We start from the raw sequence: 12,771 nt of genomic DNA, 5'->3' as shown, positions 1-12,771 counted from the left end.
CTCAGGTGTTCGACAGGAAGTGCAGCACGTCGCCGTCACGCACGACATAGGCCTTGCCTTCGGCGCGCATCTTGCCGGCTTCCTTGGCGCCCTGTTCGCCGCCATTGGCGATGAAATCGTCATAGGCGATGGTTTCGGCGCGGATGAAGCCGCGTTCGAAATCGCCGTGGATAACGCCGGCGGCCCTGGGCGCCGGCGTGCCGGCGGGGATGGTCCACGCGCGCGCCTCCTTGGGGCCGACGGTAAAGAACGTCTCCAGCCGCAGCAGGTCGTGACCGGCGCGAATCAGCCGGTCCAGCCCTGCCTCCTCAAGCCCCATCTCTTGCAGGAACATCGCCGCTTCGTCGTCGTCGAGCTGGCTGATCTCTTCCTCGATCCGGGCCGAGATGACCACCGCCGCGGCGCCCTGGTCGGCGGCCATCCGGGCCACCTGTTCGGAGAACGCGTTGCCGGTGGCAGCGTGGGCCTCGTCGACATTGCAAACATACAAGACCGGCTTGGCGGTGAGCAGTTGCAGCATCCGCCATGCCTTGGCGTCGTCGGCATCGACGGCGACGGTGCGGGCGGGCTTGCCATCCTCCAGCGCGGCCTGCGCCTGCGCGAGCAGCCGGTCGGCTTGCACCGCGTCCTTGTCGCCGCCCTTTAGCTTGCGCACCAGCCCGGTGCGGCGCTTTTCGACCGAGTCCAGGTCGGCCAGCATCAGTTCGGTCTCGATCACCTCGGCATCGGCGACGGGGTCGACGCGGCCCTCGACGTGGGTGACGTCGCCATCCTCGAAACAACGCAGAACATGGGCGATGGCATCGACCTCGCGGATATTGGCCAGGAACTGGTTGCCCAGCCCCTCGCCCCGGCTGGCGCCTTTGACGAGGCCAGCGATGTCGACGAAGGTCATGCGGGTGGGAATGGTTTGCCTGGAGCCCGCGATCGCGGCCAGCTTGTCGAGCCGCGCGTCGGGCACCGCGACCTCGCCCACGTTGGGCTCGATCGTGCAGAACGGGAAATTCGCCGCCTGCGCGGCGGCGGTGCGCGTCAGCGCGTTGAACAATGTCGACTTGCCCACGTTGGGCAGACCGACGATTCCCATCTTGAAGCCCATGGCGGTCCTCCTTGCTGGCGCCGCTCATACTGCGCGGGACGGGGCGTGACAAGGGCGCGCCCGCGATCGCATCGGCGATTGAGTTCGCGGCGGTTTTGCGGCACATCCGTGTGAGCCGATCAGCAAGGACGCCAGCACATGACCCGCATCGACACCAAGTTCGCCGACCTGCGCGCGCAGGAAAAGAAAGCCTTCGTCGCCTACGTGATGGCGGGCGACCCCGATTACGACACCTCGCTGGAACTGGTGAAGGGGCTGCCGGGCGCCGGGGTCGACGTGATCGAGCTGGGCATGCCGTTCACCGACCCGATGGCCGACGGGCCCACGATCCAGCTGGCCGGGCAACGGGCACTGGCCGCCGGGCAGACCCTGCAAAAGACGCTGGACATGGCGGCGGAGTTTCGCAAGGGCGACGACACGACGCCGATCGTGATGATGGGCTACTACAACCCGATCTATAATCGCGGTGTCGAGCGGTTTCTGGAGGATGCCAAGGCGGCCGGAATCGACGGGCTGATCGTGGTCGATCTGCCGCCCGAGGAGGACGACGAGCTGTGCATCCCGGCGCAGCGGGCGGGGCTGAACTTCATCCGGCTTGCCACGCCGACGACCGACGACAAGCGCCTGCCGAAGGTGCTGCAGAATACCAGCGGCTTCGTCTACTACGTGTCGATCACCGGCATCACCGGATCGGGCGAGGCACAGGCCGGCGACGTCGCGCCCGAGGTGGCGCGCATCAAGGCGCGCACCGACCTGCCGGTGATCGTGGGCTTCGGCATCAACGCGCCCGAGAGGGCCGCGGCGATCGCCGGCGTGGCCGATGGCTGCGTGGTGGGCAGCGCGATCGTGGGCGAACTGGCCAAGGGCCACCCCGTCGCCGAGGTTCTGGATTTCGTGGCCGCGCTTGCGGAAGGGGCGCATTCGGCCTGATCCGGCAGCCACGCGGGAAACAGCGGTGCGCGGCTGCGCCGCGCGCAGGATCTCTCAGTGTCCGCCCGGGGCGGACGCCTCGGGGTGCGTTGCCGTCGCGCCACGGCATGCCCCGGCGGCGGCTCTTTGGCGAAGGGCCTCCGGCGGGAGTATTTTGGAAAGATGAAGCCGGGCGGGGTCAGGCAGCCTCGTGCATGAGGATCGCCGCTTCCGAGCGGTTGAGGTTTCGGCGCGCGTAGTCGCCATAGCTGTGCGGGTCGCTTTCCAGCCGCGGGAGTTGTGCCAGAAGGCGTGCGCGGTCGTCCATGTCCAACGTGTCGAGCACGGTGTTGGCGGGGTGAAAGCTTTCGGTTTCCACCCCGTTGGCCCACAGCACCTGGTGACGGGGCAGCAGGATGTGGATGTAGTCCACCTCGCGCAGTGCCATGTCCACCGCCACGGTGCGCCCGTTGATCAGGTCGCGCGCCGCGACCAGCACCTCGGGGGTGTTGAACAACTCGCGCGCCACGCGCCCGGAGACCAGCATCCGGTGCGCCGGAGAGACCAGCAATTCCTCATCCGGTCGTTCGACCCCGAGCGCGCCCATGCGGATGCGCACCGGGCGCAGTTCGGGCATCGCGTAGAGGCGCGCACCGGTTATTCGCCGCCGCCCCACCCACAGGATTTCCTGTGCGCCGTCATCCTTGGTCTGCACGCGGTCGCCGACGCGCAATGCCTCGACCGGTCGGCTGCCATGGGGGGTGGCGATGCGGGTGCCGGGGGTAAAGCAGATCACGCCACCGCTCGACGCTGCCATCGGGTGGGCGCGCCGCGGCTCCACCGTGTGGTGCACCACCCACAACTCGCGGTCGCGCGGCGGCATCTCGCCCAGGAACATCAGCAGCGGAGCGGCGCCGGTCCCGGGGTCAATCAGCGTGACCGTGAAGGTCGTGGTGCCGTCGGTCAGCACGATACTGCTGTCCATCAGCGGCGTGTCGGGTTTCGCGTGGTCGATTTCGTCGATATGGCGCCGGCCACTTACTGCCGCGCCGATCAGGCGTCGCACGGTACGTGCCGCGCGTTTCCTGAGGTCCGCTTCGCCGTCCGCCTGCTCCAGCCGCAAGATTTCCTGTGGACCGTCCACGCGCACGGCTTCGCCATGCCACGTCCACGGCACCCCGACGCCAAGCGTGTGCACCGGTGCGGCCCTCAGGCCATCCACTTCTGTCTGCGACCAGGAAATGACGAACGTGCCACCATAGCACGTGCTCATCGCCTGCCTGCCTCGTCTTTTTTTATTGCAGGTAGAGTATCAGGTTTAATTCTGTCTGAGAAGCCCCTGATTCACAGGGTTATTTCGCCTTTGGCACGGCGCGTTGGCGCAGAAGTTCAGAAGGCCAGCTTTAGTCGCAGCGACCCGATCAACTGGTCGTCGGCCTGGCCTTTGAATTCCTTGCCCAGCCAGCTCAGCCCGTAATAGGCGCTGCGCCCGCTTTTGCCCTGCCAATGTACGCCGGCGCGCAGCCGGTCGCGCGTATTGCTCAAGCGGTAGCCGCGCGACGCGGGAAGGTAGGTGCTGTTTGAAACCTTGGCGATGTCGCCGCCCAGGACCAGCGACAGCCCGGCCCCGCCGCCGGCGATGGCGCGGTAGCGTTGGCCGCTGACCGGGTCGCGCACCAGAAGCGCGCCCTGCCCGTAGTTGCCCACGGTCAGGTCGGCGCCGACGCGCAGGATGTTTTCCACCCCGGCGCGGGCCTCGATGAAGGGGCGCAAGCGGGCGCTGTCGGACAGAGACAGGGCGCGCCCTGCTTCGAACACCAGCGTCGGATGCACCCTGTTGCCGATCTGGGTGGCGCGCACGCCTGCGGTGGAATGATCGACGCCAAGCACGTCGTGCAGGGCGTCCTGAAACCTGTCCAGCCCGGTTTGCGGCCCGGTGAACACCATGTCGGCGCCCATGGCCACCTCGGTCGCGCCGCGGCTGAAATGGGTGTGCAGCCCCAGCGCCAGTGCCCCGGCATAAGGCCGGTCGCCGGCTGCCGGCGCGGCAAGGTTCGCCGGCGCCATGAGGGCACCGCCAAAGCGCAGTTCCAGGATGTCGCCAAAGGCCTCGGGCGCCGCGCCATCCCAGCCGGAGCCCCAGACCCGACTGGAGGCGACCGACCCGGTTTGCCAGCGGTCCTTTCCGTCGCCGAAAAGATCGTTGGTGACAAGCCGGCCGTAGCCGAGCCTTTCACGCTCCTGCGCGTGGGGCTGTGTGGCTAGGGCGGCGAAAAGGCAGCAGGCGGCGGCGAAAAGACGGATCATCCCATGTTCCCGTGTTTGGCGCCCCCCAGCGTCGAGATTTGTTCTAACCGAGGCCACGTCGCCCGGCTAGGGTGAATCCGGCAAAAGGTGCATCCGGGCGGGGGTTTCCCGCGCCACCGTAGCGACGGTGCCACAGCCCCGCACGCGCGCGCGGGGGGCTGTGGCCAGGATCAGGTGCGGAACACGCGGTAGATCGCCGGGATCACCAGCACCGTCAGCAGGGTCGAGCTGAGCAACCCGAAGAGCAGCGACAACGCCAGCCCCTGGAAGATCGGGTCGGACAAGATCACCAGCGCGCCGATCATCGCCGCGATGGCGGTCAGCAGGATGGGCTTGAACCGGATTGCGCCGGCCTCGATCAGGATATCGAGCTTGGGCTTGCCGGTGGTGTCGGCGTGGCGGATGAAATCCACCAGCAGGATCGAGTTGCGCACGATGATGCCGGCCAGCGCGATGAAGCCGATCATCGAGGTGGCGCTGAACGGCGCCCCCCACAGCCAGTGCCCGGCCATGATGCCGACGAAGGTCAGCGGCACCGGCGTCAGGATCACCAGCGGCAGTTTGAACGACCCGAACTGCGCCACCACCAGGATGTAGATGCCCAGCAACGCCACGCCAAAGGCCGCGCCCATGTCGCGGAAGGTGACCCATGTCACCTCCCACTCGCCGTCCCACAGCAGCGTGACCTTGCTTTCATCCTCGGGCTGGCCGTTCAGGCTGATCTCGGGCTTGGTGCCCGGTTCCCAGTCCATCTTGTCCAGCGCCTCCTGCACCGCGATCATGCCGTAGAGCGGCGCCTCGAAATCGCCCGCCAGTTCGGCGGTGACCATCTCGGCGGCGCGCCCGTTGTGGCGGAACACGGGGTACGAGGCGCGCTCTTCGTGCACCCGCACGACATCGCCCAGTTCGACCACCCCGCGCGCGCCGGGCAGCAGGTTGGCGGGGATCGGGGTGGTCAGGAACCGTTCGTCCATCACCCGTTCGGCCAGCGGGCGCTCGACCACGATAGGTATCGGGTCGCGCCCTTCGCCGCGGTGCGAATAGCCCACCGTACGGCCCCCGTTCAGCAGCGCCAGCGTGTCGAACACGTCACTTTCCTGAACGCGGAAGAAATCCAGGTCGTCGTTGGAAATCACCGCGCGCAGGCGCCGCGACCGGGTGCCGTAGCTGTCGTCGACATCCACGATGAAGGGCACGCTTTCGAACGCCGTGCGCACCTTGGCTGCGGCCGCGCGCCGGGCCTCGGGCGTGGGGCCGTAGATCTCGGCCAGAAGCGTCGAGATCACCGGCGGGCCCGGCGGCGGCTCGACGGTCTTGAGCGTGGTGCCCTCGGGCACGTCCAGCGCCCTCAGCCGCTCGCGCAGATCCAGCGCGATTTCGTGGCTGGCGCGTTCGCGGTGATCCTTTGCCGCCAGTTGCAGATCCACGTCGCCCATCTGTGGCGCGCCCCGGATATAGTAGTGCCGCACCAGACCGTTGAAGTTGAACGGCGCCGCTGTGCCGGCATGGGTCTGGGCCTGCGTCACCTCGGGCATCTCCAGCGCGGCGCGCGCCACTCTTTGCGCGACCGCGTCCGTCGCCTCGACCGAAGCGCCCTCGGGCAGGTCGATCACCACCATCAGTTCCGACTTGTTGTCGAAGGGCAGCAGCTTGACGGTCACATCCTTGGTGTAGAGGAGCCCCAGAGACCCGAAAGAGATCACCACCGTGACCAGCAGAAAGGCCAGCGAGCCCGATTTCGTCGCCAGCAGCGGCCGCGCCACGGCGGCGTAAATGCGCCCCAGCATGCCACCCGGATGGCCGCCATAGGTGTCGTCATGGGCGTGTTCGCTCACCTTTGCTTTGCCGGCGATCTTGACCATCAGCCAGGGCGTGATGATGACGGCCACGAAGAACGAAAAGATCATCGCGGCGCTGGCATTGGCGGGGATGGGGCTCATGTAGGGGCCCATGAGCCCCGAGACGAACAGCATCGGCAGCAGTGCCGCGACCACCGTCAGCGTCGCCACGATGGTGGGGTTGCCGACCTCGGCCACCGCCTCGATGGCGCCGCGCACACGGCTTTTGGCGGGGTCTATTGCCCAGTGTCGCGCGATATTCTCGATCACCACGATGGCGTCGTCCACGAGGATGCCGATGGAAAAGATCAGCGCGAACAGCGACACCCGGTTGAGCGTGTAGCCCATGATCCAGGCGGCGAACAGCGTCAGCAGGATGGTCACCGGAATGACGATCGCCACCACGATGGATTCGCGCCAGCCGATCGCCACAAGCACAAGCCCGACAATGGATATCGTCGCCAGCCCAAGGTGGAAAAGCAGCTCGTTTGCCTTTTCGTTGGCCGTCTCGCCATAGTTGCGGGTCACGTCCACGATGACGCTGTCGGGGATCAAGTCGTCCTTCAGCGTGTCCAGCTTGTGCAGTATCTCCTCGGCCACGACCACGGCGTTGGCGCCGGCGCGCTTGGCCACCGCCAGCGTTACCGCCGGGGCGCGCTGCACGGCGCCGTCCGCATCGCGGGTGACGTTCGAGACGACCATGTCGGCGCTGTCGCTGACAAAGGATACGTCCGCCACGTCGCCCACGTAGACGGCGCGCCCGTCGCGGGTGGTGACCAGCAGGTTGGCGATCTGTGCCGGTGCGATCAGCGTCTCACCGGCGATCAGGTCGATCTGCTGGCCGCCGTCACGCAGCTTGCCGGTGTTGAAGGTGCGGTTGGCGCCGGCCAGCTTGCCGGCCAGTTGTTGCAACGTCACGCCGTATAGCGCCAGCCTTTCCGGGTCGGGCGCGACGCGCAGGATTTCGGGCACTTCGCCCACCAGGTAGGACAGGCCGACATTATCGATCTTGGCGACCTCGGTGCGTACTTCGCGCGCCACGCGCGTCAGGTCGTTGCCCGATACACCCGAACCGGGCGCGGACGAAAAGGTCAGCGCCACGATCGCCACGTCGTCGATGCCGCGCCCCACGATCAGCGGCCGCGGAATGCCCACGGGGATGCGGTCCATGTTGGCGCGCACCTGGTCGTGAACGCGCAGAACCGCCGCGTCGGTCGAGGTGCCGACCTCGAAGCGCGCGGTCACCAGGGCGCCGTCATCCTGAGTTTGCGAATAGACGTGCTCGACATCGTTGATCGCCTTGACGATGGTTTCCATCGGCTCGGTCACCAGTTGCACCGCGTCCGGCGCCCTGAGTCCGGCCGCGTCGATGTGAATATCGACCAGCGGCACCGAGATCTGTGGCTCTTCCTCGCGCGGCAGGGTGACGAGCGCCACGATCCCGACCGCCAGCGCGGCGATGATGAAAAGCGGCGTCAGCGGCGATGTCACGAAGGCGCGGGTCAGGTGGCCCGCCAGCCCCAGTTTGACGCCGTCGCCGGGATTGTTCTCGTTGTCACTCATTGCCGATCACCACGGTTTCGCCGGGGTTCAGCCCGGTCACGATCTCGACCATGGGGCGCCCGTCGATGACGTGGCGCTGCCCCGGCAGGACGGTTCGCAGCAGGGTGCCATCTTCGCCCCCGGAGATGCGCAGGTAATCCAGCCCCGCGCGGGTAATCAGTGCCGCCTCGGGCACCACCAGCGCCGCGCGTTCGTCGACCGGCAGACGCACCAGCACCCGCTTGTTGACGAAGGAGTCGCTCAACCCCGGCACCTCGACATCGGCGATGACGCGGCCGTTCTCGATTTGCGGATAAATGCGCGCCAGCGTGCCGTCGCGGGTCTTGCCCTTTTCCTCGATCTCGATGGTTTCGCCTTCGACAAGCGATCCGGCGTGGCGTTCGGGCACCGCCAGGCGCAGGAAAAAGCCGCCGCCACCGATGGTGGCGACGACCTCGCCGGGCATCACCACCGCGCCCTTTGTCACCGGCACGTCCAGAACCAGCCCGTCGAGCGGTGCCAGAACCGTGCCTTCGGTGACTTGCTGCTCGATAACGTGGCGGTCGGCCTGCACGCCGTCCAGTTCGTTGCGCAGCACGTTGACATCGGTGCGCAGGGCATCCAGCCGTTGCGCGGTGGTCACGCCGCGTTCCAGCAGCTTTTCGCCGCGCGCCAGTTCGCTGCTCGCGTTCTCGAGCTGCGAGGTCAACGCCTCGGCCCTTGCGTCCAGCGCCGAGAGGCGGAATTCCAGCTTGTCGTCCTTGATCCTCGCCACGTCCTGGCCGCTGCTGACCCGGTCGCCCTCGGTCACCCCCAGCCGCACCAACGTGCCACCCAGCCGGGCGCGCGCGGGCACGCGGTCGCGCGCCTCTATCCGGCCGTAGACGGACTTCCATTCGGTCAACGTGACCGGTTCGACGGTGAAAGCCGCCTGCGCGGCCAGGCCCGCCGGCAGAACCGCGATCAGCGCGGCGGCGAAAGCAATCAGGCGCATCTTCGTCTTCCTTCCAGTGCGGGGGACCGTTTTCGGCCCCCTACTATTCCAATTTCGGAATATATAGAGGTGCCTGCGTCCCGGCACAACCTGCACGGTTGCGGTTTCGTTGTCTGCATAGGGTACGCCCTTGATCCCCGAAGCGGCAAGCGGCGCTTGCGTGCTGCATTGCGGCATTTGCGCGCCCAAGCGATTGCGGGTTTGCTCCCACACGCCGGACACCATATGATCTGTCCATGTCGAACTCCAGCCGCCTCACTCGCCGCGACTGGCTTGTCGCCGGGGTGCAGGTCTTGGCAAGCGACGGCCCCGGTGCGCTGCGTGCCGAGCCCATGTCGCGGCGGATGAACACCACCAAGGGCTCTTTCTACTGGCATTTCAAGGATGTGCCGGATTTTCACGCGGCGCTGCTGGCGCAGTGGTCTGACGGTGCGCTCGCCGCACTCGATAGCGCGCAGGACGCCGCTGCCCCGGCCGCGGCGCAACTGCGCGGGGTTTGCCAGTCGGTCGCGATGCTGGCGGCCCGCGGCGCCGGTGCCGCGGTGCGTGCCTGGGCGCACGACAGCGCAGCGGCGCGCGCGGCCCTGGCCCGGTTCGATGCGCACTGCCACGCGCGCCTGGTCGAACTGCTGGCCGACACCGGTATCACCAACCCGGAAATGGCGCGAATCCTGCACGCCGCGGCGATCGGCATGCCGCAACTGCCCGGTGAGGACGGTGCAGTGGAAGACGCGATCGGAAGCCTCGTCGACCTGGTGCTGGCGCTGCGCGATTGATCGCTGCCTGACCATTCCCTGACGCTTGTGCGCGATCATTCGCGCAAGGTCTTGCGGAAGGTTTCCACGAAACGGTCGCGCGCCTCGGGCAGGGGGCGGTTGCCAAGCGCCGGCGCCAGGCGTGCGCGCAGGAAGTGACCCGTCGTGCCGAGCCCCTGCATCACCTCGGAATCCGGCGCCGGGCCGTGGCCCAGCATGCAGGCGGGCAGCGGCAACAGCCGGTCGGCCCAGTCGCCGGCGCCGCCGCGCGACACCGCGCGCCCGGTGCGCGGTGAGACATAGCTGAGATCGTTCGCCGCCGCCCCCAGCACCGCGCAGGACGCCAGGTCGAGCCCGAAGCCCATCTCTTCGAGCACCGCCAGTTCCCATTGCAGATAGGCCAGAGGCCAGACGTCGGAGCGGCCCAGAAGATCGAGCAGCGCCTCGCTGCGCGCGTAAAGCGCGGGGTGCGCCTCGCGCTCGGGCAGCACGAACAACAGCAGCGCCGTGACCGCGCCCAGCCCCGCCAGCGCCAGTCGATCCCCCATCAGCCCCGCCGCGCGGCCGCGCAGCGGTTCCACCGTGAAAGTACCGATGTGATCCTCAAGCCGCGCGCGCCATGTCAGATCAAGCTGTGTGCCCGGTTGCAGCACCGGCGCCATGCGCCGCCCCGCGCCGCCGCGCACCACGCCGGCATGGCGGCCGTGTTGCGGCGTGAACACCTCGACGATCGCCGAAGTCTCGCCGTGCCGTCGTACCGACAGCACCATGCCCTGATCGCGCCATTCCATCGTCGGCCCCGGCCTTTCTGCTGCTGCCCCGATAGGACAGCAGATCGCCCCGGATGCCAAGCCCCGGCGGCGCCGGTCAGCGCACCGAGACCACCGTGCAATCGGCGTGCAGGTTGACCTTCTGCGACACGCTGCCCTGGATCAGCGAGCGCACCCGCCCCAACCCGCGGTGACCCAGCACGATCATGTCGGCGCCGGCCTCCTGGGCCATGTCGAGGATCGCGTTGGCCGGCTTGCCGTTGGCCGAGTGCTTGTGCACCGATTTCGCGCCGATATCCGTGGCGCGGCGCTCGGCGCGGGCAAGGATTTCGTCTCCGATCACGGTGATCAGCCGCGCCGTCTCGGCGCCGCTCTGGATGTCGGCGAACAGCGAGCCCATGCTTGCCGGGGGTACGTCGAATTCCCGCTGCGACTTGCGCGCGGCATGCTCCACCAGGTGTTCGGCTTCCGCCATGTGGGCCATTTCGTCGATATCGGAATCGCGGTGCAACACATGCCCGATCGTCAGTTCGGAGCCGAACTTTGCCGCGATTTCTGCGGCAAACTCCACGGCCTTGTGTGCGGTCGGCGACCCATCGGTCGCCACGAAAATGTGCTTCATCATGTCTCGATCTCCCATTTGATGCCATTGCCCTTGCGGATCGGGGCAGCCTGTCGCAAAGCCTTGCTGGCTGCATTGATGCAGGTCAACCGTGTTGCCGGGCGGGCCGGGGGTGGCGGGTTCAGTCCGAAAGGCCCGGCTCGTCCAGCAGGTGGCGGCCGTGGCGATCCTCGACCTCGATCACCCACAGGTCGGGGTCGGTGGCCCGTTGGCGGGCGATGGCGGCGTCTACCTGATCCTCGTGGCCCTCGGCCAACGGGGCCCAGACCCGGGCGTCGCGCATCAGATCAAAGCTGCGGGTGTACGCGGTGGCTTGTCCGTCGAGCGTGTTGAGCTTGACCAGCACCGCGCCGGCGGTGTCGTCGCCATGGGCCACCACGAAGGCGGGGATATCGGCTATCGACAGGCGCGCCATGTAGGCATCGACCCAGAAGCGCGCCGTCAGCCGCGGCATGCACAGACCCCTGCGGCGCGCCACTTGCGACGGCGATGAGTATTTCGGGAAAGATGAAGCATCGGTTCAGGCGCCATCCTTGAAGTCGAGCCCCATCTCGCCGTAGCGTTCGGCCTCGTCCAGCCAGCCGGGTCGCACCTTGACCTGAAGGAAGAGATGAACGCGGCGGCCAAGGAACGCCTCCAGGTCCTCGCGCGCGGCGCGGCCCACGGCCTTGACCGTCTCGCCACGGTGGCCCAGCACGATACCCTTGTGACCGTCGCGAACGACATAGATCACCTGGTCGACGCGCGCCGAGCCGTCCTTGCGCTCTTCCCAGTTTTCCGTTTCCACCGTCAACTGGTAGGGCAGTTCCTGGTGCAGGCGCAGCGTCAGCTTCTCGCGCGTTGTCTCGGCGGCGATCATGCGCAGCGGCAGATCGGCGATCTGGTCCTCGGGGTAGAGCCACGGCCCCTCGGGCATGTGCTCGGCAAGCCAGTGGCGCAGGTCATCGACGCCGTAGCCCTTTTCGGCTGAGATCATGAATGTCTGCGCAAAGGCAAATCGGTCGTTGAGTTGCTTGGTCAGGCCCAGCAGAACCTCCGATTTCACGCGGTCGATCTTGTTGATGGCCAGTGCGACGGTGCGGTGCTTGCCCAGCTCGCCCAGCTTTTCGAGGATGCGTTCGACACCTTCGGTGATACCGCGATGCGCCTCGACCAGCAGCACGATCACGTCGGCGTCGGCGGCGCCCGACCAGGCGGCGGCGACCATCGCGCGGTCGAGCCGGCGGCGCGGCTGGAACAGGCCCGGCGTGTCGACGAAGACGATCTGCGCGTCACCTTCGATGGCGACGCCGCGGATGCGGGTGCGCGTGGTCTGCACCTTGTGGGTGACGATCGACACCTTGGCCCCGACCATCCGGTTGAGCAGGGTGGATTTGCCCGCGTTGGGCTCTCCGATAAGGGCCGCGAAACCGGCGCGTCGGGTCATTTTCCGTCCTCCAGATCGCCAAGCAACGCTTGGGCGGCGGCCTGCTCGGCCTGGCGCTTGGACTTGGCGCTGGCATCGCTGTGCGCACCGGTTTCAAGCTGCGCCCGGATGGTAAAGACCGGCGCGTGATCGGGCCCCGAGCGCGCGGTTTCGACATATCTGGGCGGCGCCAGGCCGCGCCCCTGCGCCCATTCCTGCAACGCGGTCTTGGCATCGCGCGCGTCGTCTTCGACCCGTGCGATGCGCGCGCCCCATAGCCGGAGCACCATGTCACGCGCCGCTTCGAAACCTGCATCGAGGTAGACGGCGGCGATCACCGCCTCCATCGCGTCGCCCAGCAGCGCGGTCTTGCGCCGGCCGCCCGACATCATCTCGGAGCGGCCCAGTTTCATCACTTCGCCCAGCCCGATCTCGGCGGCGACCTCCGCGCAGGCTTCCTTGCGCACCAGCGCGTTGAAGCGCGGCGCAAGCTGACCCTCGCGCGCCTCGGCGTCATGGGCCAGCAATGC

Annotated in this window: 12 protein-coding genes; 2 read left to right on the top strand and 10 right to left on the bottom strand. The window is 67.5% G+C overall.

All coding sequences use genetic code 11. The features are described from left to right. Window position 1 precedes the first annotated feature (1 nt). A complete protein-coding gene (ychF, locus tag Q0L89_RS12610) occupies window positions 2-1,099 on the bottom strand; it encodes a redox-regulated ATPase YchF (RefSeq protein ID WP_296765681.1) in 1,098 nt (365 codons plus the stop codon). A gap of 138 nt (window positions 1,100-1,237) precedes the next feature. Between ychF and trpA the strand changes: the two genes are divergently transcribed. Continuing rightward, the gene (gene trpA, locus Q0L89_RS12605; RefSeq protein WP_296765679.1) at window positions 1,238-2,029 is read left to right on the top strand and encodes a tryptophan synthase subunit alpha; all 792 of its coding nucleotides are present in this window, start codon (window positions 1,238-1,240) and stop codon (window positions 2,027-2,029) included. A gap of 178 nt (window positions 2,030-2,207) precedes the next feature. On the opposite strand, the gene Q0L89_RS12600 is transcribed toward trpA, so the two are convergent. The 4 genes from Q0L89_RS12600 to Q0L89_RS12585 form a co-directional block, all read right to left on the bottom strand. Further along, complete coding sequence (locus Q0L89_RS12600; protein WP_296765677.1) at window positions 2,208-3,281, bottom strand: Hint domain-containing protein; 1,074 nt, start codon at window positions 3,279-3,281, stop codon at window positions 2,208-2,210. Window positions 3,282-3,397: 116 nt separating this feature from the next. Next, complete coding sequence (locus Q0L89_RS12595; protein WP_296765674.1) at window positions 3,398-4,315, bottom strand: lipid A-modifier LpxR family protein; 918 nt, start codon at window positions 4,313-4,315, stop codon at window positions 3,398-3,400. Between the two features lie 170 nt (window positions 4,316-4,485). Next, window positions 4,486-7,716, bottom strand: coding sequence for an efflux RND transporter permease subunit (locus tag Q0L89_RS12590; protein WP_296765671.1), 3,231 nt, complete (start codon window positions 7,714-7,716; stop codon window positions 4,486-4,488). Further along, complete coding sequence (locus Q0L89_RS12585; protein ID WP_296765668.1) at window positions 7,709-8,689, bottom strand: efflux RND transporter periplasmic adaptor subunit; 981 nt, start codon at window positions 8,687-8,689, stop codon at window positions 7,709-7,711. The genes Q0L89_RS12590 and Q0L89_RS12585 overlap by 8 nt, the downstream gene beginning before the upstream one ends. A 236-nt stretch (window positions 8,690-8,925) precedes the next feature. On the opposite strand from Q0L89_RS12585, the gene Q0L89_RS12580 reads away from it, so the two are divergent. Continuing rightward, entirely contained in the window at window positions 8,926-9,465 is a 540-nt protein-coding gene (locus Q0L89_RS12580) for a TetR/AcrR family transcriptional regulator (RefSeq protein WP_296765666.1), read from the top strand. A gap of 35 nt (window positions 9,466-9,500) precedes the next feature. Here the strand turns inward: Q0L89_RS12580 and recO are convergent, their stop codons facing one another. From recO to Q0L89_RS12555, 5 genes are all read right to left on the bottom strand, one after another. Next, entirely contained in the window at window positions 9,501-10,235 is a 735-nt protein-coding gene (recO, locus tag Q0L89_RS12575; RefSeq protein WP_296765664.1) for a DNA repair protein RecO, read from the bottom strand. Window positions 10,236-10,311: 76 nt separating this feature from the next. After that, window positions 10,312-10,839, bottom strand: coding sequence for a universal stress protein (locus Q0L89_RS12570; protein WP_296765661.1), 528 nt, complete (start codon window positions 10,837-10,839; stop codon window positions 10,312-10,314). Between the two features lie 118 nt (window positions 10,840-10,957). Beyond that, window positions 10,958-11,290, bottom strand: a complete 333-nt coding sequence (locus Q0L89_RS12565; RefSeq protein WP_296765659.1) for a DUF1491 family protein — start codon at window positions 11,288-11,290, stop codon at window positions 10,958-10,960. A gap of 66 nt (window positions 11,291-11,356) precedes the next feature. After that, the gene (era, locus tag Q0L89_RS12560; RefSeq protein ID WP_296765655.1) at window positions 11,357-12,262 is read right to left on the bottom strand and encodes a GTPase Era; all 906 of its coding nucleotides are present in this window, start codon (window positions 12,260-12,262) and stop codon (window positions 11,357-11,359) included. Continuing rightward, on the bottom strand, window positions 12,259-12,771 hold a 513-nt coding region (locus Q0L89_RS12555), incomplete at its 5' end, for a putative dsRNA-binding protein (RefSeq protein WP_296765652.1). The genes Q0L89_RS12555 and era, both read right to left, overlap by 4 nt.

Origin of the sequence: Sediminimonas sp. (assembly GCF_024637375.1) — a bacterium.
Lineage (GTDB): Bacteria > Pseudomonadota > Alphaproteobacteria > Rhodobacterales > Rhodobacteraceae > Sediminimonas.
Note: the sequence above shows the minus strand (reverse complement) of the source record. Positions and strands in the feature narration are given on the sequence as shown.

Coding starts and splice junctions, on each gene's coding strand:
- ychF (WP_296765681.1), bottom strand. CDS start 1,099: ATGGGCTTCAAGATGGGAATCGTCGGTCTGCCCAACGTGGGCAAGTCG.
- trpA (WP_296765679.1), top strand. CDS start 1,238: ATGACCCGCATCGACACCAAGTTCGCCGACCTGCGCGCGCAGGAAAAG.
- Q0L89_RS12600 (WP_296765677.1), bottom strand. CDS start 3,281: ATGAGCACGTGCTATGGTGGCACGTTCGTCATTTCCTGGTCGCAGACA.
- Q0L89_RS12595 (WP_296765674.1), bottom strand. CDS start 4,315: ATGATCCGTCTTTTCGCCGCCGCCTGCTGCCTTTTCGCCGCCCTAGCC.
- Q0L89_RS12590 (WP_296765671.1), bottom strand. CDS start 7,716: ATGAGTGACAACGAGAACAATCCCGGCGACGGCGTCAAACTGGGGCTG.
- Q0L89_RS12585 (WP_296765668.1), bottom strand. CDS start 8,689: ATGCGCCTGATTGCTTTCGCCGCCGCGCTGATCGCGGTTCTGCCGGCG.
- Q0L89_RS12580 (WP_296765666.1), top strand. CDS start 8,926: ATGTCGAACTCCAGCCGCCTCACTCGCCGCGACTGGCTTGTCGCCGGG.
- recO (WP_296765664.1), bottom strand. CDS start 10,235: ATGGAATGGCGCGATCAGGGCATGGTGCTGTCGGTACGACGGCACGGC.
- Q0L89_RS12570 (WP_296765661.1), bottom strand. CDS start 10,839: ATGATGAAGCACATTTTCGTGGCGACCGATGGGTCGCCGACCGCACAC.
- Q0L89_RS12565 (WP_296765659.1), bottom strand. CDS start 11,290: ATGCCGCGGCTGACGGCGCGCTTCTGGGTCGATGCCTACATGGCGCGC.
- era (WP_296765655.1), bottom strand. CDS start 12,262: ATGACCCGACGCGCCGGTTTCGCGGCCCTTATCGGAGAGCCCAACGCG.